A 20,654-nucleotide genomic window follows, 5' to 3' on the forward strand; every position below is an offset into this window, starting at 1 on the left:
CGGTTACTTTTATTGTTCGATTGCTGAGTTTTGAGCCGTCATCGGCGATCGCCTCAAAACCAGTCTGCGTCAGGTCGCCCAGATTCGCGGCGGATGGCTTTCCACGCCGATTAAGGCTGGACGCAACAGGGACCACGCCGCCATAAACAACCGCTTGATGGGCTCCGACTGCTGACACAGCGCGCGCAGGATGATCAGATCGTCCTTGCGCGTCAGGGTCCAGCGCAGGTCTTTGTCTACGGTAAGGGCGGCGATGGCTGCATTCGTCTGCAACGCCTCGCGGCATTGTTGCAGCAGCTTTTGCGGCGAGTCCTGCACGTATCCGGCGAGCAGCGATCCGTAAACCTGGCGCCCCTGCAGTCCCCAGGGCTCTTTAAACCCGGGGCCTTCGCCGCGCAACGCGACCCGCTCGAAGAAGCAGGGCGCGCCGTCACGCAGAATCTGGGTGGTCTGGGTAAACGCGCCGCGGGCGAATGGAGCGTCCGCCGCCGGGCGTCCCAGTGCGGTAATTTCCCAGGCGATGAAGCGGCTGGCGGCGCTCGTCACCAGCCGCAATGTCTGTGCGCCCTCGGCGCCGTCGTAAATAATATTTTCCTGGGGCAGCCATTCCAGGCTGTCCGCGTCGGCGCAGTGCAGGCGAACGGTCTGACATTGCCGGTGTCCGGTTGCGTCAGTGCGATAGATTTTGCCGGCGGAAGGGGTAGTGAACAGCGCGCCTGCGCCTTGCTCCACTCTGGCGTTAATTTCGATTTCATCTCCGCAAACCAGACCGCCGGGAGGATGCAATATATAGATGTGGGGGCGTTGCGCGCCTTCTGGATAAAACGGTCGTTGCACCCGCAGAGGGCCTTGGTGAACGGCTTGCTTCAATATGGTGCGATTTGACTCTTTGGTCAGGTTTAATGTGAGCGACGCCCGCCAGTTTCTGGCGCCGGTGGCGGCGGAAGAGCCAGGATTCAATTCCTGCTCCGCCTGCTTGTTTTTATCGGTGAATTGCTCTGCAAGCATTACGCTGCGTACCTTTACGCTGGGGTCGCGACCTCTGTCCGCGACTTTCTTCTTACCCGCTGCGCCCTGAAACAATGCGTGGACGCGCTCGTTTCTGTCTCGTTGTGGCAAGTCATTAAGCGAATGCTGTGCCAATCCCTCGCCATTTTGGCGCTGACAGGGCGGAGGCGACGGTTTAAAAGCGTTCAGGCGCTCTGTTTTTGCACCGCTTTGGTTCATGGGTTTGGCGCGCCTTAAGTGGGGCGTCAGACATTTTTTGAGCGCGCCCCGATATTGTGCCCCCATGCTTGAGACATGGGTCACACTGGTGCGAATGGGGTCTCCGTAAAACTACGTATCTTTGGGTTTTAAAATGTAACGTTATGAAAACAAAGAGATAAAAAAGTGATGGAACACTGCGTGCGTTGCTTGCGACGGGAGAAACTCACAACATTAACCCGTATCGGAGTTCGTACAATGAAAAAAATGTCTAGGCGTGTTGGGATTGGTTTGAGCGCGTTGGCCCTTTCGATCAGCGCCTCCCTGGCGCAGGCGGCGGACACCATCAAGGTGGGCGTTCTGCACAGCCTGAGCGGAACCATGGCTATCAGCGAGACAACTCTGAAGGATACAGTTCTCATGCTCGTGGATGAGCAAAACAAGAAGGGCGGCCTGCTTGGTAAGAAGCTTGAAGCCGTCGTGGTTGATCCCGCTTCCAACTGGCCGCTGTTCGCAGAGAAAGCGCGCGAGCTGTTGGAAAAAGACAAAGTGGATGTGGTGTTCGGCTGCTGGACTTCCGTCTCGCGCAAATCCGTACTGCCGGTGTTTGAAGAGCTGAACGGCCTGTTGTTCTATCCGGTGCAATACGAAGGGGAAGAGTCCTCCAAGAACGTTTTCTATACCGGCGCCGCGCCTAACCAGCAGGCGGTGCCTGCGGTCGACTATCTGATGAATGAGCTGGGCGTGAAGCGCTGGGTGCTGGCGGGCACCGACTATGTGTATCCGCGCACCACCAACAAAATCCTGGAAGCCTACCTGAAATCGAAAGGCGTCAAACAGGAAGACATCATGATCAACTACACGCCTTTCGGGCACTCCGACTGGCAGAGCATTGTCTCCGATATCAAAAAGTTCGGTTCCGCCGGCAAGAAAACCGCAGTGGTGTCCACCATCAACGGCGATGCCAACGTGCCTTTCTATAAAGAGCTGGGCAACCAGGGCATTTCCGCGGAAGACATCCCGGTCGTGGCCTTCTCCGTGGGTGAAGAAGAGTTGTCCGGTCTGGACACCAAACCCCTGGTCGGCCACCTGGCGGCCTGGAACTATTTCATGAGTGTGGACGCGGAAGCGAACGATGAATTCATCGATTCCTGGAAAACCTTTATCAAGGATAAAAAACGCGTCACCAACGACCCCATGGAAGCGCACTTCATCGGCTTCAACATGTGGGCGGAAGCGGTCAAGAAAGCCGGGACTACCGATCCAGACGTAGTCGGTCAGGCAATTGTCGGCGTCACGGTGCCTAATCTGTCCGGCGGCTACGCCACCATGATGCCGAACCACCACATCACCAAACCGGTGCTGATAGGCGAAATTCAGGAAGACGGTCAGTTTGAAACCGTGTGGCGCACATCCGGCGCTGTCATGGGCGACGCCTGGTCCGACTATTTGCCAGGCAGCAAAGACCTGACGGCGGACTGGACCCTGCCTTTGAGCTGCGGCAACTACAACGTCAAAACCGGCAAGTGCTCCGGGCAAAACTATTAATCGATAACGCCCATCCCATCGCGGAAATTGCTGTGACGACAGTTTCGACTGGCGTCACAGCGCAGACTTCCGCCGGGCGTAAACCGCTACGGAAAGAGTAACCCATGCGACGACTTTCCCTCCTGTTTTCCTCAAGCTCGCGGCTGAGTTTTGCAAGACTGGGCTGCGCGCTGTTAATGATATGTATGTGGATGCTGGGCTCCGGCGCACAGGCGGAACCCGCCGACGCTCGCCTGGAACCCATTCTTACCCAATTAAAGACGGCGGGCTTTGCTGAAAAAGAGCAGCTCGTCAGCAAATTAAGCGAGATTGACGATCCCCAGGTCGCTCCCATTCTCAGCGCGTTGCTGGAAGGCGATCTGCAATACGCCAAGAAAGGCGAGGGCGAGGTGGTTATCTTGCGCTACGCCAATGATCTTTACTCTGCGCAAAACGCGCTGACCGGCGAGGTGACGGAGGATGTCGAGAAGCGCGCGTTCAAGAAGATCAGTGTGAATAATTCCCTGCGGCAATTGCTGCGGGCAAGTCTGGCGGCGCTGCAATTGCGTGCGCCGGATGTGAATGTGCGTCTGGAAGCGGCGCGCAATATGATGAAATCCGATGACGCGAGCAATATTCCTCTACTGCAGCGCGCGCTGGAGAAAGAGCAGGATGCGTCCGTTCAAGAGCTGTTATCTGTCGATCTGGCCATGTTGCAGGCGCGCTATGGCGAAACAACGCAGAGTCGTGTGGCGGCGATAGAGCAACTGCAGGGCGAGCTGTATGTGGAAGTGCGTTCGCTGCTGCGCAGCTTTCTGAACACCAACGGCCAGGGCGAGTTCCTGGAACCGGACCCAGCCGTAAGGCAGGCGGCGCAGGAGGCGTTGGATGCGATCGAAAGCCTGGTCGCCTTCAATAAAGGCGTGGAGAACGTGTACTTCGGCGTCAGTCTGGGCGCGGTGCTGTTGCTGGCGGCGGTAGGGCTGGCCATCACATTTGGTGTGATGGGAGTCATCAATATGGCCCACGGCGAGATGATTATGTTGGGCGCCTACACCACTTATGTGATTCAGCAATGGATGCCGAACCATATTGAGTACTCTTTATTTGTCGCCATTCCTGCGGCGTTTCTGGTGTCGGGGCTGGCGGGCGTCGTGATCGAGCGTGGCGTGATCCGTTTTCTTTACGGTCGCCCACTGGAAACCCTATTGGCCACTTTTGGCATTAGCCTGTGTCTGCAGCAACTGGTCAGAACCGTTTTTGGTTCCTTGAATCAATCCGTTATTACGCCGGTCTGGATGTCGGGCTCTATTGAGATCAACGGCGCACTGTCTCTGACCTACAACCGTTTATACATCATTATCTTCAGCATTCTGGTGCTGCTGGCGCTGGCGGCGTTGCTGCGTAAAACCCAGTTCGGACTGCAAATGCGGGCAGTGACGCAAAACCGGCCCATGGCCAGCTCCATGGGGATTCGCACCGGCTGGCTGGATGCGCTGACCTTTGGTCTTGGGTCCGGCATCGCCGGTATCGCCGGCGTGGCGTTGAGTCAGTTAACCAATGTCGGCCCCAATCTGGGCCAGTCCTACATTATCGACTCATTCATGGTGGTGGTGTTCGGCGGCGTGGGCAATCTCATGGGCACGTTCGTTGGGGCCATGTCCCTGGGGGTCGCCAATAAACTGATGGAGCCTTTTGCCGGCGCGGTGCTGGCGAAAATCCTGGTGCTGGTTTTCATCATTCTATTTATCCAGAAATACCCGCGGGGCATGTTCGCCCTCAAGGGCCGCGCGGTGGAGGGCTGATGACGATGCAGTTGGGACCTGTCACTCGACTTCTTATGAACGATAAAGGCGGTCGCTATCTGCTGCTGGCGCTGGCCGCGCTGGCGGTGATCGTGCCTCTGTTGAATCTGACTATGGCGCCGGGTTCGGCGCTACACGTGTCCACTTACACGGTGACATTGCTTGGAAAGTACCTCTGCTATGCCCTCTTGGCGCTGGCGGTTGACCTGATTTGGGGATACTGCGGGATTCTCAGTCTGGGGCACGGCGCTTTTTTTGCCTTGGGTGGTTATGCGATGGGGATGTACCTGATGCGTCAGATCGGCGAGCGGGGCGTATACGGCGATCCGTTGTTGCCGGACTTCATGGTGTTTTTGAACTGGAAAGAGCTGCCCTGGTATTGGCAGGGTTTCGATAATTTCGGCTTCGCCATGCTGATGGTGGCGTTGGCGCCGGGGCTGTTGGCGTTCGTGTTCGGCTGGCTGGCGTTTCGTTCGCGGGTCACCGGCGTTTATCTCTCCATTATTACCCAGGCGCTGACCTACGCCCTGATGCTGGCGTTTTTCCGTAACGATATGGGATTCGGCGGCAATAACGGTCTGACCGACTTCAAGGATTTGCTGGGCTTCAACCTGCAATCGGACGCCGCCCGCTGTGGCCTGTTCATCGCCTCCGCCGTGTCGCTTATGGTGGGCTATGTTCTGTGTCGCCGTATTGTTAACTCCAAACTGGGACGCGTCCTGGTGGCGGTGCGCGATGCGGAAGCGCGCACGCGGTTTCTGGGCTATCGGGTGGACAAGTACAAGCTCTTTGTCTTCGTCGTCTCCTCGGTGCTTGCTGGAATAGCCGGCGCGCTCTATGTCCCTCAGGTGGGCATTATTAACCCCGGTGAGTTTTCCCCCATCAACTCCATCGAGATCATTATCTGGGTGGCCGTAGGCGGGCGCGGCACGCTGTATGGCGCAGTCATTGGAGCGATCGCGGTGAACTACGCGAAAAGTTATTTCACGGGGGCGTTTCCTGAGCTTTGGCTGTATTGCCTGGGCGCCTTATTCGTGGTCACGACGTTGTTTCTGCCTAAAGGTCTGGTGGGGTTGCTTGAACGCATCCGTCCCAGGGAAAAGTCGGCGTCACCAACGCAGTCTGAAGTGTCTGGGGACGCCGTTGCGACTACCGGTTCCGCCGCGTCCACGCCAAGTGAGCCTTCGCGTCCCGCCGCCGCTGACCTGCGCGCCGGGAAAGCGGTGGAAGTCAGTCCCAGCTCATAAGGAAAGATCATGCAAGCGAAACATCTGCAACAACCCAGCATTCTTTATTTAAACGGCGTTTCCGTCAGCTTCGATGGCTTCAAGGCGCTGAACAGTCTGTCATTGATTCTGGCCCCGGGGGAATTGCGCGCGATCATCGGCCCAAACGGCGCAGGTAAGACCACCATGATGGATGTGATTACCGGCAAGACGCGGCCAGACACGGGACAGGTGCTGTTCAACAATAACGTTGATCTGACTCAGCACGACGAGGCTGAAATCGCCAATATGGGCGTCGGCCGCAAATTCCAGAAGCCGACGGTGATTGAGTCGCTGACAGTGTTTGAAAATCTGGAGCTGGCGCTGCAAGGCGGTCGCAAGGTGTATGAGGCCTTCTTCCATCGACTGAGCAAGGCCCAGAAAACCCGCATTGATGAAATCCTGACGCTGGTGGATCTCAGCGCCAGGGCGGACGAACTCGCTGGCGCTCTCTCGCATGGGCAGAAGCAATGGCTGGAGATTGGCATGTTGCTGATACAAGGGCCGGAATTGCTGCTGATCGATGAGCCGGCGGCGGGAATGACTGACGTGGAAACCGAGAAAACCGCCGAGTTGTTCAAGGCTGTCTCCAAACAGCATTCTCTGGTGGTGGTGGAGCACGACATGGATTTCGTGCGCGCGCTGCAATGCAAAGTCACGGTGCTTCACGAAGGGCGCGTTCTGGCGGAGGGTTCGCTGGATCAGGTGCAGAAGAATCAGCAGGTGATTGAGGTTTATCTGGGGCGGTAACGATAAATCGACGCCTCTGGATCAAACAGCGACAGAATAATCGAGTAATGTCATATGTTGAACGTACAGAACGTAGACTTGTTTTACGGCGCCAGTCAGGCCTTATATGGCGTCAGTATGGAAGCGGAGGCGGGCAAGGTGTCCTGCATTCTGGGTCGCAACGGAGTCGGCAAGACATCGCTGCTGCGGGCATTGTCCGGTCGCCATCCCGTCAAAAAAGGCGCGGTGCTCTGGCAGGGGCGCGATATTGCGCGACTCTCTCCCCATGATCGCGCCAAACTGGGCATCGCCTATGTGCCCCAGGGGCGCGAGATATTCTCCCAGCTCACGGTGCTGGAGAATCTGAAAACCGGCTTCGCCGCCATTCCTCGCAGTCAGCGCAGCATTCCAGAGGAAATCTTCACGTTGTTTCCCGTACTGAAAAGTATGCTGAAACGCCGTGGCGGCGATCTTTCTGGCGGACAGCAACAGCAGCTCGCCATCGCCCGCGCCTTGGTCACCCGTCCCAAACTCCTGATGTTGGACGAGCCGACGGAAGGCATCCAGCCATCCATCATCAAGGATATCCAGAACGTCATCGGCAGACTGCGCGACAGGGGGGACATGGCCATTGTGCTGATCGAACAGTACCTCGACTTCGCCTACGAACTCGCCGATAACTATGCCGTGCTGGATCGCGGCTCCGTTGTCCTGTCCGGCCAGAAAGCGGACATGGATAAAGAACAGGTCAGAGGGTACATGACGGTGTGAAAAACTGACTCAGGGATGAGTTTGACGACTCCTATCTATCTACTGCCTGCGCGCCATATCCTGCTCAGGTGGCGCCCCTGCGCTTAGCCATTAAAGTTTCATATAAAGAAATCCCTGACATACTCTACTCTTATATAGATTCGTTTCGCTTTGACCCATAGGGAAATGGTAACGCGTTAGAACGGTGTTATTTCTCATTTCCAAGGTTAGAGGTGAAGACATGTTAAGAAGCATCTATGAAAGATACTCGGATTTAATGTGGCGTCCCGTGTCTGTGGAGATTGAGGGTGAGGCGCGTGATGCGATGATCTTTGATCTATCGCAGGTGGATGAAAGCGACGCGGAATGCTTTTTCGACGATCTCTTTTGCGACGGCATGCCTGAAAATTTGGACCTGGACACCAAAATTCCGTTTTTAGTTACCGGCTTTATTGACGGCGACTTTGAAGTGGGGGATCTGGATGTCATCGCGCAACCGGAAAGCCTGTTGTTTCTCGATATTGAAAATGCGGAAGATGGAAAATGCCCGGTTTACTACATTGAAGTCGGCGGCACGGCGATAGTGGAAAGCTTTAAGAAGCTATGTGACGATGTGAACGACTTGATTATCGCCCATAGAGAAGATGAAGCAGAATAAATCGACAACGACAGATCTTTATTCATGGCGCCAGCAGGGAGAAATATATTTCTGGCGCTATAAAACCAACCCCAGCGATTACGCTGGCTGGCATTTGAGCGCGGATGCAACCGGCGCCGATTCACTTTTGCAGTTATTGGGGCAATGTACTCAGGCTAATGACGCTCTATTCCGCACCTTAACCTTAAGCAAGCCTGACGCAGCGGCGGCAGTGGCGAACTGCAGCGATCAGGTTATTACCTTCCCCAAACTCAAACTGATCTATACGCCGGATAGGGCGGAACAATGGATCATTAGTGAAACTGAAGACAAACCTTGCCTGGATATATCGAAACAGGGCGCTCAGATACTAATGCAGGGATTGCAGGATATTATGGCCGGACGCGGAGACTATGCTTCAGGCGACAAGGAACATCGGCTCTGGTTTTGGTGGAGTTTGAAGTAATCGTAATTCTCATACCTCGTAAAGATCCCGTATCCACTCGAATCACTCACGCCATCATAGTTATCACTTATTAACGTGGCGCCAGACCGTCTATGTATAAGTGGTTTTATCTGGCCGTATAGTTCGCATCACAATGGCTTTGATTATAAAGTGATCGAATTTGCGTAAGGGTAGAGTCGATACAACAAAAATTAATATGACGGTAATGTTATTTATTAGTAAATAATTGTGCTTTATAAGTGAAAATGCTTGATGCTTAATAACTTTGCGTTATACTCCGCTTCCAACTCGTATTGTATTGGTCAGGCTGTAGATGGCCCGAAATCAATAGTTTTCATAATTACATTGGGGATAAGAAATGAAAAAGATTAACGCCTACGAAAATACTCTTGCTGAAATCGAAGCGCTGAAAAAGAAACTGGAAGCGCTGGAAAATGACGACGAACTGAAAAAGAGCCTGGAATTCAAAAAGCAGCTTGAAGCGCTGATGAAAAGCTACAACGTTTCTTCCGACGAGTTGCTGAACCTGCTGGGTGGGGATAAAGCGCCAGCTAAAGCCTCTGCTTCTGACAAGCGTCGTGGCGCGCGTCCTTTGAAAGTCTACAAAAACCCACAGACTGGCGAAGTAGTTGAAACCCGCGGCGGTAACCACAAAGTTCTGAACGCGTGGAAAGAACAATACGGCAAAGAAACTGTTGAGAGCTGGTTGGCTGCTTAATGGTTTTATAAGGCTGTAATCGGTTAGCGCTTATACATCCTCCATACGAAGGGGGATATCAGTAAAGCGTCATACCAAGCCTTTACGGAAACGCCTCCTATATGGAGGCGTTTTTCGTTTAACGATATCTATCAATATCGGGTAACCATTAACGCATATTTTCAGTGACTAACTCAGGTTGGCGAACAAGGGCGTGCAATGAGCGATTTTGATAACTGGTATAAAGATATAGTGGACTCTGAAAACGACTGGTCCGGGATGGGATACTGTACATGCGGAAGCAATCACTTTTCAGTTTCTTAATCTGGAACCTGCAACACGGAGGCTTACCCAAGAGAAAAGGTATTGGAAAGACCTTCGACATTTTACTTTCCTATATGTTGGATAGGCTGCACCGGCTATCTTGTCATAAAGGGCGACCATGACATTGTAACCTTTGGCTCCTATGTTGGCATGCAAGAGCATATATGGGTCTTCATTCAAGGAATAACGCTTGCGGCGCAGGGAAAAAATAGACGCAACACACTGACTATTACGGAAGTAAGCGATCCAATTAATACAAATAAGACGCTGAAACGGTTTCTGGATGGGCGCTATGTCACTCAGGAAGTTGAACCCAAGTACAGTCAGCCGCCTATTGTATTGCAGGACGTCGACCTTTATTTCGCCATAAGAGATTTAATCTGGGCGCAGCGGTATAACTGGTTTCAATTCATTATTAAGTGAAGGGCCACAAGGGCGTCATTGTAAGGCAATGACGCCAGTGAGATGTTATATATCTGAAGGCTATTCGTTACCAACGGCAATGGGGTGGTTGGGATCGGTGATCCACTCGCTCCAGGAGCCGGGGTAGAGTTTGGGCATGGGGTAGCCCGCCAGGTGGGCGGAGAAGATGTTGTGGCAGGCGGTGACGCCGGAGCCACAGTAGCAAATGACTTCCCAGGCTTTGCCGTGAGCGTAATAGTTGGCGAAGCGACGGCGTAATTCTTCTTCCGGTTTGAATACGCCTTCGGCGGTCAGGTTTTCTTCAAAGGGCGCGCAGATCGCGTTGGGGATGTGTCCGGCGACGGGATCTATCGGCTCCATCTCACCTGCGAATCGCGGTGCGGCGCGGGCGTCCAGAATATTGACCGACGCGTCGTTCAGCTTGCTGTGCAACTCCTCCGCTGTCACCAGCAGGCGCTCGTCGGGCGTCGCCTCGTAAGCGTTAACCTGCCTGGGCGTCGCTGGCTCAGTGGACATGTCATAACCTGCTGCGCGCCAGGCTTTCAGGCCTCCGTCCAGAATGCGGACGTCTGCGTGACCGAGCCATTTTAACAACCACCACAAGCGAGATGCGTAGGCGCCTGGGCCGTCGTCGTAGGCGACGACGATATCTTCCGAGGTGATTCCCGACTGCTGTAACCAGCCCAGAAACTGGTGGACCTCCGGCAAAGGGTGGCGACCTGTTTTACCTGGAATCACCGGCGCAGATAAGTCCTTGTTCAGGTCGGCGTATACGGCCCCTGGAATGTGATCCTGCTGATAAGCGAGGCGTCCGTATTCCGGGTCGTTGAGCGCGAAGCGGCAATCGATTATGCGATATTTGGCGTCGCCCAAATGCGAATGCAGGGATGCTGGAGAAATTAGCATGGATGTCCTTTTGCTCCTTGTTACATTTCTTTACTTTGAATGCAGTCACAGTGCCTGAACGCGCCTGCGTATATGCTAGCCGTCGCCCACATTGCCTGAGACTGACTTATGAAGGACCAAGTCGTTGATATTCGCGACATATTCAAAGCCCGTCAAACGGTTTCGCGTAATCTCAAGCCTACTCAATTGCTACGCTATGAGAGCCTCTCCAGACTGATAGGCGCGGATATCTACATCAAACACGAGAATCATAACCCCACCGCCAGCCAAAAAATACGCGGCGCGGTCAATCTTGCGTGGGAATTGCGGCGCAATGGCGTCACCCGCATCGTCACCGCCGCCAATGGGGCTTCGGGATTGGCGCTGGCGTACGCCGCCCGCTTGTTCAACATGAGCGCGCTGGTGGTTGTTCCGGAAAAAAGCCCGCTGTCTTTGATTCAAACGATACAGGACCAAGGGGCGGAAGTTCGCGCGAATGGAATCGACTTTCCTGAGTCGTTACGCATTGCGCGTCGTATGGAGGAAAATGGCGATTACTACTTTGTGCATCCCGCTAACGAAATGCAGTTTATTCATGGCTGCGCCACCGCCGCTCTGGAGGTGATCGAAGAACTGCCTGAAGCGGATGTGGCGATTGGTTCCGTGGGGATGGGCGGATGTATTGCTTCCACTCTGGCGGCGTCGAGCGTCCTTAATCCCAAGTTAAAAGTCATTGGCGTGCAGGCTGAGTTGGCGCCGGCCGCTTACTTGTCATGGAAAACCGGCGCACTGCAACGTCAGGAGAGCCGTACGTTTTCACAAGAGCTGGGTATGAGTAAAGCCTTTGAAACGCCATTCAGCCTGTATACGGAAGCGCTAACGGATTTTGTTTTACTGCCGGAACACAGGTTGTACGAGGGCGTGGCGCTGGCGGCGCACCACACCCGGCAAATGGTGGATGCGGCGGGTGGCGCGCCCATCATGGCGGCCTACCTGCTCAGGCAGAAGCTTCGCAGTAAGACAGTCGTGCTGTTCATGAGCAGCGGCGTGGCGACGGCGGATGAACTGGAGGAGGCCTACACCTTATCCGCATTTCGCAGCGGCAGACCTGAAGAACTCTAACAGAGAGCGGATCTGTCAAAGAGTGGGAATGTAGAGACGGAGCCTAAATGAGTGGCGGCGGTCAGGCGCGATCCTGCAAACGGGTGGTCAGCATTTCACTGATCATCTTGCCGCTGACCGGACGGCTGAAATAGTAGCCTTGGGCCAAGTCGCAGTGTTTCTCCTTAAGCAGATGGACAGTCTCTTCTGTTTCTACGCCTTCCGCCACGACCAGCATATCTAAATGGTGGGCGAGGTTGATCATGGTGTCGACCAGCGCCAGATCACGTTGTGATTTGGTGATGTCGTCGATGAACATCTTGTCGATTTTCAGAGTGTCCACCGGCAGCCGCTTGAGGTAATTCAAAGAGGAATAACCGGCGCCGAAATCATCCACAGAACAACTGATGCCCAGCTTGCGCAGCTCTCCCAGTATTGCGATGGTGTGTTCGATGTCCTCCATCAAGGCGCTTTCCGTCAGCTCAATTTCCAGCAGTTCGGGCCGCACGGAATAACGTCGCAAAGCCTGAGTGATGGTGCTCAGGATATCCGCGTGCTGAAAGTGGAACGGGGAGATATTGATGGCGACCGAGAAGTCATGGTGATTTTCCCGTCCCCAACGCTGCAATTGTTTGCAGGCTTCCTCGGTGACCCAGTTGCCGATATCGATGATCAGACCGTTTTCCTCCGCCGCGGGAATAAACTCCGCCGGAGAAACTACTTCGCCGCTGGGACGACGCCAGCGTATCAATGCTTCAACGCCGATAATCATGTTGCTGTGCAGAGCGATTTTCGGCTGGTACAGCAAATCGAACTCATTCTTTTCCAGCGCCGATTTGAGATTGTTGCGAATCCTCAAGCGATGGGAGGTGAGTATTTCGAATTCGTCAGCGAAGAACTGGCAGTTGTTGCGGCCACGGCTCTTGGCGTGATTCATAGCCATGTCCGCTTTTCGGATCAATGCGTCGGCGTCGCGACTGTCGGTCGGATAGAGGGCGATGCCGATTGAGCAGGTGAGATGGAAAGTCTGCTCGCCGACCGTAAAAGGACGGTCAATGGCGGTACGCAGGCGTTCGGATATCAGGGTCGCCTCAAAGGATGTCTTGATGTTTTCCAGCAGGACGATGAACTCGTCGCCGCCGTAGCGGGCGACCGTCGTCTCTGGCGGCAGGGTCTCCTTGATGCGCTGTGCGGCCATTTGGAGCAACTGGTCGCCGGTTTCCAAGCCAGTGGAGTCGTTGATGTCCTTGAAGCCGTCGAGATCCAGAAACATGACCGCCAGATCCCGCTGCTGACCGCCGCGTCGCTCAATCGCATGAGTGAGGCGTTCGTGGAACAAGGTGCGGTTGGGCAGGCCGGTCAGGCTGTCGTGATAGGAGTGAAACAGCGCCTGCTGTTCGCTGCGCTTGAGTTCGGTAATATCGCTCAGACTCCACACCCGACCGAGCACTTTGCCCTCATGAATGCGCGGGTTGGTGTAGCAGTCGATGAAACGGCCGTCTTTCATTTCCAGCAAACAGTAACTGGAGCGCTGGTTGAAGCGTTTATTGAACTCCCAGAGACGGGTCAGCTCATCCAGGTTCTTCACTTTTTCCCGCAAATAGGGACGGATATGGTGTTTGTTGATGTTTTCCGCCACTTCCTGCTGCATGTCGAACATTTTCAGAAACACGTTATTGCAGGCGATCACGCGATTGTCCTGATCGAACACAATGATGCCGTCACAGGTGGAGTTGAGGGTGGCGTTAAGCAGGGAAACCGAGTTCTCCAGCTCCTGTTTGGTGGTGGAGATCTCCTGTAATTGCTGCTTCAGTTCCTGATTGCGTTTGGTGAGTTCTTGCGAAGACAACTCCAGGGCGCGCTCGAGCATGCTGCGTTCTTCATCAGCCTGAAGGTAAGCCGCGTCAATTGCGTCCAGAAGCGCGCGCAGCCGCTCCGGTGGCAGATCGGCGGGTAAAAGTTTTTTCAACTGACGCTCTAACAGCCTATGCATAGGGAGTCATTAAGCTTGGTTGATGTTGCATTCTTAGTCTTCGCTGATTGTTGTAATCGTCATTGTCTGGTTATGCAGGGAGCAGCCAACCCCATTGATTACCGGACTGATTTCGCCATAAGAATAGAAACCGCTTATGGCGGTGTCGGCGCCGAGCACCTCGCGAACGCTTTCCACTTCTTCTTCCGTACGCTGTTTCAGCACCATTTTGCGGCCGACGCAGCTGACCAGTAACGCCAGTTGCGGTTGCCGTCCGCCGGAAAAGCGACTTTGCTCCGCAGCTGAGGCGGCGCCCTCAACGAGTCGTTCGAAATTGGCCTTCATAAATCGGGCGGCGGCGCCTTGAGGCATATCGCCAGCGAAGGTCATGGATTGCTCCGACTCATTGATGCCGAGAATCGTTCTCACAACATAGTGATTATCGGCGAGCTTGACCAGTAGGGGAAACAGCAGTGCGGTAGCTGGTAGCCCATTAGCGTAATCGCCCAGATAATCTTTATAAAGAGAAAGCGCACTATGTTTATCCAATTCAAACAGTATGTTGCGCTCGGATTTGCTGATGCGCCAGTCAGGGCCGAAGGCGTCCCAGCCCCCCATGGAGCCGTAACCGATGCGCAACGAGTCGCCATAAAAGCCGATCGCCGCCACCAGCCCTTCATGCGTTGGCGCGTCGACCCAGACGGACGTATCAGTGAAATCCTGATAGTCGCCTGCGAGTCCGCCTGTAATTTTAACTCTATGAGGCAGGGCTTCCTGCGCGCCTTGCACCAGTTCGGAACCGTTGACCTTCAAACCGTCCGACAGCAATAGCACATGGCGCAGCCCTTCCGGCGGTAACTGTTGCGCAACGTTGCGGCCGACAGAGCGGCTATCTGAATCGTCTTGAACTGGGCTGGAAACGACGGCGATGGTTGCGCGGGAGAAGCTGAGCGCTGTAACGGTCAGGGTATTCTCCAGCACTTTGGTTCCCATGATTTCTCCAGCGGTGGAGCAACCGACTAATCGGGCCTCGGGGAAACTTTCACGTAATGAAGAGTCGACGCCATCGGAAAACAGGAGGGACTGTCGACCGAAGCAAAGCAGCAAAACCGTGTCATGATCCGGTTGGTCGGGGAGGGGCGTCATCCACTGACCGTTTTTCCGGATGAATTGTTGAATTTGCATTTAAAGGACTACCGCGCAAATGACCCGTAAATGATGATCGATCGCCCGTTGCCTGTTTTGACAGGTGTTTATGCTTTATATCCTAACTATAGATAACGCGGCGAGGATTGCTCAATGTAATTTACAAAGTTTTTCCCGCCGCGCCGGGTTAACGGCCTGAATAGGGTGGCCGTTAAGATTGCGCTGGAAGCTAGCCCAGAAGCAGTGAGTCGTCGGCCAACCCTTGCCCGCTTTTAGTCTCAAACAGTTTCAGCAGGTCCGGGATGGTGGTGGACTGACGCTGTTCGCCTTCAATATCAAAGATAATTTTGCCTTCGTGCAGCATCAGCGTGCGGTCGCCGTAGTCCAGCGCCTGCTGCATGCTGTGAGTCACCATCAGAACCGTTAATTTTTCCCGCTCGACGATTTCCGCCGTCAGCTCCAGAACGAAGGCGGCGGTCTTGGGGTCGAGAGCGGCAGTGTGTTCGTCCAGCAACAGAATCTCAATGGGCTGCAGAGTGGCCATCAACAGACTCATCGCCTGACGCTGTCCGCCGGACAGCAGGCCGATCTGATCGCCCAAACGATCTTCCAGACCCAGCCCCAGGCGGGCGACCAGCTCTTTGAAGCGCTTGTTGTCGACAGACTTGATCGCTGGGCGCAAACCGCGACGTTTGCCCCGCGCCAAAGCCAACGCCAGATTTTCTTCCAGGGTGAGAGTTTCACAAGTGCCCCGCTTGGGGTCCTGGAATACACGGGCGACATTTTTGGCGCGTTTGTGAGTGGGCGCCTGGGTGACGTCCTGATGGCCAATGACGATTTTGCCGGACTCCGGCTGTATTTCACCGGCGATGGCGTTGAGCAGGGTGCTTTTGCCTGCGCCGTTGCTGCCGATAACGGTGACGAACTGCCCTTGCGGGATGGTCAGGTCGACGCCCCGCAGCGCGTAGACTTCCAGCGGCGTGCCGCGGCCAAAGCAGACGTGAAGATCGGAAACCTGGATCATGCTTAAGGCCTCCCTGCAGGTTTGAATACAGCGCGTTTGGCGGTAGGCAGAACAATCGCCATGGCCACCAGCGCGGCGGTGATCAGGTTGAGGTCCTGCGCCTGCAGACCCAGAAAGTCGGTGTTAAGGGCGGTCGCCACGGCCAGACGATAAAGTATGGAGCCAAGAATGCAGCCCAGCAGCGCCAGCAATATAGTGCGAGGCGTTAAGAGCGCTTCGCCGCCAATGACCGACGCCAAACCGACCAGGATAACGCCGACGCCCATGGTGATGTCCGCGTTGCCGGTGGATTGCGCGAACAACGCCCCAGCCAGCGCCACCAACCCGTTGGACAGCGCCATGCCCACCATAATCATGAAACCGGTATTGATCCCTTGCGCCTTCGCCATATGTGGATTGGCGCCTGCCGCGCGCATGGCCAGACCCAGTTCCGACTTCAGGAAGAACAACAGAAAACCGGCGACGGCGATGACCACGACAGCAAAGCCGATAGGGGCGGCGTAGTAATACTTAACGCCCAGGGTATCAAATACGCTGAGGACGGTAGGCTCGCCCAACAACGCCACATTGGGCTTGCCCATGATGCGCAAATTAATGGAGTACAACGCCATCATGGTCAGTATGGAGGCCAACAAATGCAGAATCTTGAGCCTTACGTTCAACCAGGCGGTGACGCCGCCCGCCATTGCGCCTGCAGTAATCGCCGCAAGCGTGGCCAGCCAGGGATTCCAGCCGAACGTAATCAGGGTGGCGCACACCGCTCCGCCTAAAGGGAAGCTGCCGTCGACGGTGAGGTCGGGGAAGTCCAGGATGCGGAAAGACAGAAACACGCCGAAGGCGACGAGGGCGAATACAAGGCCGACTTCAATAGCGCCAAGAAAAGCGATTTGGGACAAAAGTACCTCCGGGAACAACTGCAATGATGGGAGAGGGCCTCTCCTTGAGGCCCTGGAGAGAGCGGGATCAGCCGCCTACGATTTCCTTGGCTTCTTCAGACAATTTGGAATCCAGTTTGACGCCCATGCGCTCAGCGGCGCCGGGGTTCAGGTAAAGCTCCAGCTTTTCAACGCCTTGTACGTCGATATCGCCAGGGGCTTTGCCTTCAAGAATATCCGCTACGATACCGCCGGTTTGTCTGCCTACGTCATAATAGTTGAAACCATAGGCGGCGATGGCGCCGCGGGTGACGGTGTCTGTGTCGGCGGCGATGACCGGCAGCTTGTTCTGCTCGCCGACTTTGATGACTGCTTCTACGCCGGAAATGACAGTGTTGTCAGTCAGCAGGTAGATAGCGTCGACTTTTCCTACCAGTGAGCGCGCGGCGTTCAGAATCTCTGAACTCTTGGTGACGGCGGCTTCACGCAGCACCAGGCCAGCGCTTGCGCTTTCTGCTTTCAGTCTTTCCACCAGCGAGACGGAGTTGGCTTCGCCGGGGTTGTAGATCGTGCCAATGGTTTTCACATCAGGAACGATGCGCTTAACCAGTTGCAGGTGCTTGTCGATGGGCAGCATGTCCATGGTGCCAGTGACTTTGCCGCCAGGCTTTTCCAGAGTCTTGACCAGTTTTGCTCCCAGAGGATCGGTGACGGCGGAGAAAACGACTGGCGTGTTGCGTGCGGCCGCTGCGGCGGTGATCGCGGAAGGCGTGGCGATGGCGACGATTACGTCAGGCTCTTCACCCGCGAATTTCTTGGCGATCTGGTTGGCGGTAGTCGGGTTGCCCTGAGCGCTTTCGTACATCCACTTCAGGTTTTCGCCTACTTTGAAACCTCTCTCGGCGAGTTCGTCCTGTACGCCCTTACGACAGGCGTCCAAAGCGGGGTGCTCAACAATCTGGGTGATGGCAACGAATTTCTCGTCAGCAGCCAGAGCCGCCGGACTCATGAAGGGTAACAAGGACAACAAGCCCACCAACAATTTCTTCGACATACACGATCTCTCTTTATGAGTTATGGTTTTTGCCCGCCTGACTCCTGTGCGCCGGGAGCCGGATTATAGTCGGCAGGGGAGTTTTCTAAAACCGGAAATCCGCGTCAACCCTCGCTATGACGCGCGGACCCGTTTATCTCGTTGCGGCGCTTTGAGATAAAACTTCCTTTTCGCCAGTCCCTGCATGCCCGTATAGAGGGTGTAGCCGAAGCCCGCCAGAAACAGCAGAGAGACGACCAGCAACACAATATTCTGGGTGAGATTCCGTTCTATATTAAATTGCACGACGGTGACGAATATCGACAGCTGTTCTATGAACAGGTAGGCGGTAATCAGGCCGCCGATAAAGCTTGTCACCATCTGACTGCAGATAATCATTCGCGACGGTATCACTGCGACATGTCCGCAGGCGTCGCACTCATATGTTTCTGTAAGCTCCGTCTCGTTGTGCCCTTGCACGGCGGCAATAAGAATTCCATTTTTGCATTTTCGGCAGCGGTAAGAAGACATTATTATTTTCCTGTTGTAAAGATCCTGGCGATGGACGCCTTCGACCTATCTTCTTAATGGATTCTCCTCAGGAAACGCGCGCTTCAACCTTCTTTTCACTGTCGGCGTCCGGTGGTCAGTCTGCTGTCCATATTGCGACAAAGGACTGGCGACCCGGGGCTGTGGCGGTGTGATTGGAACGGCCTCGCACGCTTCCGACGAGCACATGTCAATATATGCAGTATTGGCGGGTTATTATAGCCGCTTGGCGGGGCAGGTCCACGATTCACGGCGTTTGCGGACAAGTATTACAGAGTTTTCAAAAGCTGGAGAGGGCAAAGTCAGCGCTTGCTGCGTCAATCGGACTAGGATATTTTGCGAATCAAGCCCGGATTCACAAGCAGGCAGGGGATACACTAACTCTGGTCAGGGACCCGCCACATACTGCGGCTGATCGAATTAAGGGCCGGAAGAGCCAAGACGCTATCCGCAACGAATACTCTGTTCGCAAAGATAGTTGTCCGTACAATGAATAAGTCTAATAATCAATAACTTATAAATAACCAACAATACTAATAAAAGAAGGCAAGGACACACTATGGAGCTGCACACGCATATTCCCACCCCATTGCAACGTCTTTACCACTGGGAAAAAAGCCGTCCCGGAGATGTTTTCATGACGCAGCCGATGGGCGATAACCTTTCAGTTGATTACACCTTTCAACGGACTGCGCAGGAAGCGCGACGCATGGCGGCGTACCTGCGCTCGCTGGGTCTGCCGCAAGACGCTAAGGTGGCCATCCTCTCGAAAAACTGCGCCCACTGGATCATGAGCGATCTGGCCATCTGGATGGCGGGCTATGTATCGGTTCCTTTATATCCGACATTGAGCGCGGACAGCGTTCGGCAGATTCTGGAGCACAGCGAGGCCAAGGTGCTGTTCGTCGGCAAACTGGATGACTGGGACACCATGAAAGCCGGCGTACCGGATGATATTCACTGTATTTCCTATCCATTGAGTCCCCCGAACGACTTTCCCACCTGGGACGATATCGTCGCCAAGACGCATCCTCTGGAGGAGAGCCCGCCCCGGAATCACGAAGAGCTGGCCACTATTGTCTACACCTCCGGCTCGACGGGCATGCCTAAAGGCGTGATGTTGTCCTTCAATAACCTGGCGTTCGCGGCGGATGGCGTCGTGAACTTTCTGGATGTCGGTTCCCATGAGCGGATGCTCTCATACCTGCCGCTGTCACATGTGTTTGAACGCTTTGTGGTGGAAATGGGCGCTCTGTACACGGGCTTTCACGTGTTCTTCGCCGAGTCCCTGGACACCTTCGTGCGCGACTTGAAAGCAGCCAAGCCTACTTTATTTTTGGCGGTGCCGCGCATCTGGACCAAGTTCCAGGCGGGGGTTTTGAGCAAGATGCCGGAAGAAAAACTGAATCTTCTGTTGAAGATCCCTGGCGTGTCGCATCTGATCAGAAAGAAAGTGTTGAAAGGTCTGGGGCTGGAGTATGTGAGATTCGCCGGCAGCGGCTCCGCGCCGCTGTCCCAGGATATTCTCAGCTGGTATCGCCGGTTGGGGCTGGAGTTGCTGGAAGGCTACGGCATGTCGGAAAACTTCGCCTATTCCCATATGACCAAACCGGGACGAACCAAAGTGGGTTTTGTCGGCGAGGCGTTGCCTGGCGTGGATGTGCGCGTGGGTTCGGACGGGGAAGTCCTGGTGAAAAGTCCCGCCACCATGATGGGGTATTACAAGGAGCCGGATAAAACCACGGAGGCGCTTACCGAAGACGGTTTTTTGCGCACAGGCGATCTCGGCGAAGTGGACGAGCTGGGTCGTCTCAAGTTGACTGGGCGTAAAAAAGAACTGTTTAAGACCAGCAAGGGCAAGTATGTGGCGCCCGCGCCGCTTGAAAACCGCATCATCAGTCATCCGCAGATTGAGATGGTTTGCGTGGCCGGTTCCGACTATCCGCAGCCTCACTGTCTGGTCATGCTGTCTGACGACGCCTATCCGAAGCGGACGAACCCGGATTTCCGCCAGACTCTGGAGAAGAGCTTGCAAAACCTGCTGCAGGACATCAACGCCACTGTTGATCCTCATGAGCGTTTGCAGTTCCTGGCGGTAGTGTCTGAGCAGTGGACTATCGAAAACAATTTCCTGACGCCCACGATGAAGCTGAAGCGAAATGTCATCGAAGAGGCCTACAAGCCGCATCTTGAGCAATGGTATAGCGCTAAAGCTCCGGTTATCTGGCAGTAAGCGATCG

Annotated in this window: 19 protein-coding genes; 11 read left to right on the forward strand and 8 right to left on the reverse strand. The window is 54.8% G+C overall.

Annotated elements, in window-relative coordinates:
• Nucleotides 1-69: 69 nt before the first annotated feature.
• Nucleotides 70-1,008, reverse strand: a complete 939-nt coding sequence (locus tag KP814_RS14160) for an urease accessory protein UreD (RefSeq protein ID WP_216737373.1) — start codon at nt 1,006-1,008, stop codon at nt 70-72.
• Between the two features lie 456 nt (nt 1,009-1,464).
• Here KP814_RS14160 and urtA point away from each other — a divergent pair, with 456 nt between their 5' ends.
• From urtA to KP814_RS14205, 9 genes are all read left to right on the forward strand, one after another.
• Nucleotides 1,465-2,754, forward strand: coding sequence for an urea ABC transporter substrate-binding protein (gene urtA / locus KP814_RS14165; RefSeq protein ID WP_216737374.1), 1,290 nt, complete (start codon nt 1,465-1,467; stop codon nt 2,752-2,754).
• A 104-nt stretch (nt 2,755-2,858) separates the two neighbouring features.
• Nucleotides 2,859-4,538, forward strand: coding sequence for an urea ABC transporter permease subunit UrtB (urtB, locus tag KP814_RS14170; RefSeq protein ID WP_216737375.1), 1,680 nt, complete (start codon nt 2,859-2,861; stop codon nt 4,536-4,538).
• On the forward strand, nt 4,538-5,785 hold the full coding sequence (urtC, locus tag KP814_RS14175; RefSeq protein WP_216737376.1) for an urea ABC transporter permease subunit UrtC: 1,248 nt from the start codon (nt 4,538-4,540) through the stop codon (nt 5,783-5,785). The genes urtB and urtC overlap by 1 nt, the downstream gene beginning before the upstream one ends.
• 9 nt (nt 5,786-5,794) lie before the next feature.
• Nucleotides 5,795-6,553, forward strand: a complete 759-nt coding sequence (urtD, locus tag KP814_RS14180; protein ID WP_216737377.1) for an urea ABC transporter ATP-binding protein UrtD — start codon at nt 5,795-5,797, stop codon at nt 6,551-6,553.
• 54 nt (nt 6,554-6,607) lie between these two features.
• The gene (urtE, locus tag KP814_RS14185; protein WP_216737378.1) at nt 6,608-7,303 is read left to right on the forward strand and encodes an urea ABC transporter ATP-binding subunit UrtE; all 696 of its coding nucleotides are present in this window, start codon (nt 6,608-6,610) and stop codon (nt 7,301-7,303) included.
• Between the two features lie 220 nt (nt 7,304-7,523).
• Nucleotides 7,524-7,940 carry a hypothetical protein gene (locus KP814_RS14190; RefSeq protein WP_216737379.1) on the forward strand — a complete coding sequence of 139 codons (417 nt, stop codon included), beginning with the start codon at nt 7,524-7,526 and terminating at the stop codon, nt 7,938-7,940.
• The gene (locus KP814_RS14195) at nt 7,927-8,385 is read left to right on the forward strand and encodes a hypothetical protein (RefSeq protein WP_216737380.1); all 459 of its coding nucleotides are present in this window, start codon (nt 7,927-7,929) and stop codon (nt 8,383-8,385) included. The genes KP814_RS14190 and KP814_RS14195 overlap by 14 nt, the downstream gene beginning before the upstream one ends.
• Nucleotides 8,386-8,743: 358 nt before the next feature.
• Complete coding sequence (locus tag KP814_RS14200) at nt 8,744-9,103, forward strand: histone-like nucleoid-structuring protein, MvaT/MvaU family (protein WP_216737381.1); 360 nt, start codon at nt 8,744-8,746, stop codon at nt 9,101-9,103.
• Between the two features lie 345 nt (nt 9,104-9,448).
• Entirely contained in the window at nt 9,449-9,829 is a 381-nt protein-coding gene (locus tag KP814_RS14205; RefSeq protein WP_216737382.1) for a hypothetical protein, read from the forward strand.
• 60 nt (nt 9,830-9,889) lie between these two features.
• Here the strand turns inward: KP814_RS14205 and KP814_RS14210 are convergent, their stop codons facing one another.
• Nucleotides 9,890-10,735 carry a sulfurtransferase gene (locus tag KP814_RS14210; RefSeq protein ID WP_216737383.1) on the reverse strand — a complete coding sequence of 282 codons (846 nt, stop codon included), beginning with the start codon at nt 10,733-10,735 and terminating at the stop codon, nt 9,890-9,892.
• Between the two features lie 108 nt (nt 10,736-10,843).
• On the opposite strand from KP814_RS14210, the gene KP814_RS14215 reads away from it, so the two are divergent.
• Complete coding sequence (locus KP814_RS14215; protein ID WP_216737384.1) at nt 10,844-11,836, forward strand: threonine/serine dehydratase; 993 nt, start codon at nt 10,844-10,846, stop codon at nt 11,834-11,836.
• A 61-nt stretch (nt 11,837-11,897) separates the two neighbouring features.
• Here the strand turns inward: KP814_RS14215 and KP814_RS14220 are convergent, their stop codons facing one another.
• The 6 genes from KP814_RS14220 to KP814_RS14245 all read right to left on the reverse strand — a co-directional run bounded on the left by KP814_RS14220 (nt 11,898) and on the right by KP814_RS14245 (nt 18,396).
• On the reverse strand, nt 11,898-13,784 hold the full coding sequence (locus tag KP814_RS14220; RefSeq protein ID WP_253938375.1) for a bifunctional diguanylate cyclase/phosphodiesterase: 1,887 nt from the start codon (nt 13,782-13,784) through the stop codon (nt 11,898-11,900).
• Between the two features lie 57 nt (nt 13,785-13,841).
• A complete protein-coding gene (locus tag KP814_RS14225) occupies nt 13,842-14,972 on the reverse strand; it encodes an FIST signal transduction protein (protein ID WP_216737386.1) in 1,131 nt (376 codons plus the stop codon).
• A gap of 190 nt (nt 14,973-15,162) precedes the next feature.
• On the reverse strand, nt 15,163-15,957 hold the full coding sequence (locus tag KP814_RS14230; RefSeq protein WP_216737387.1) for an ABC transporter ATP-binding protein: 795 nt from the start codon (nt 15,955-15,957) through the stop codon (nt 15,163-15,165).
• A gap of 2 nt (nt 15,958-15,959) precedes the next feature.
• Entirely contained in the window at nt 15,960-16,853 is an 894-nt protein-coding gene (locus tag KP814_RS14235) for an ABC transporter permease (RefSeq protein ID WP_216737388.1), read from the reverse strand.
• A gap of 67 nt (nt 16,854-16,920) precedes the next feature.
• Nucleotides 16,921-17,886, reverse strand: a complete 966-nt coding sequence (locus tag KP814_RS14240; RefSeq protein WP_216737389.1) for an ABC transporter substrate-binding protein — start codon at nt 17,884-17,886, stop codon at nt 16,921-16,923.
• A gap of 114 nt (nt 17,887-18,000) precedes the next feature.
• Entirely contained in the window at nt 18,001-18,396 is a 396-nt protein-coding gene (locus tag KP814_RS14245) for a hypothetical protein (RefSeq protein ID WP_216737390.1), read from the reverse strand.
• Between the two features lie 577 nt (nt 18,397-18,973).
• Here KP814_RS14245 and KP814_RS14250 point away from each other — a divergent pair.
• On the forward strand, nt 18,974-20,647 hold the full coding sequence (locus KP814_RS14250) for an AMP-binding protein (RefSeq protein ID WP_216737391.1): 1,674 nt from the start codon (nt 18,974-18,976) through the stop codon (nt 20,645-20,647).
• Nucleotides 20,648-20,654 lie beyond the last annotated feature (7 nt).

Source organism: Hahella sp. HN01, assembly GCF_018986435.1.
Taxonomy (GTDB): domain Bacteria; phylum Pseudomonadota; class Gammaproteobacteria; order Pseudomonadales; family Oleiphilaceae; genus Hahella.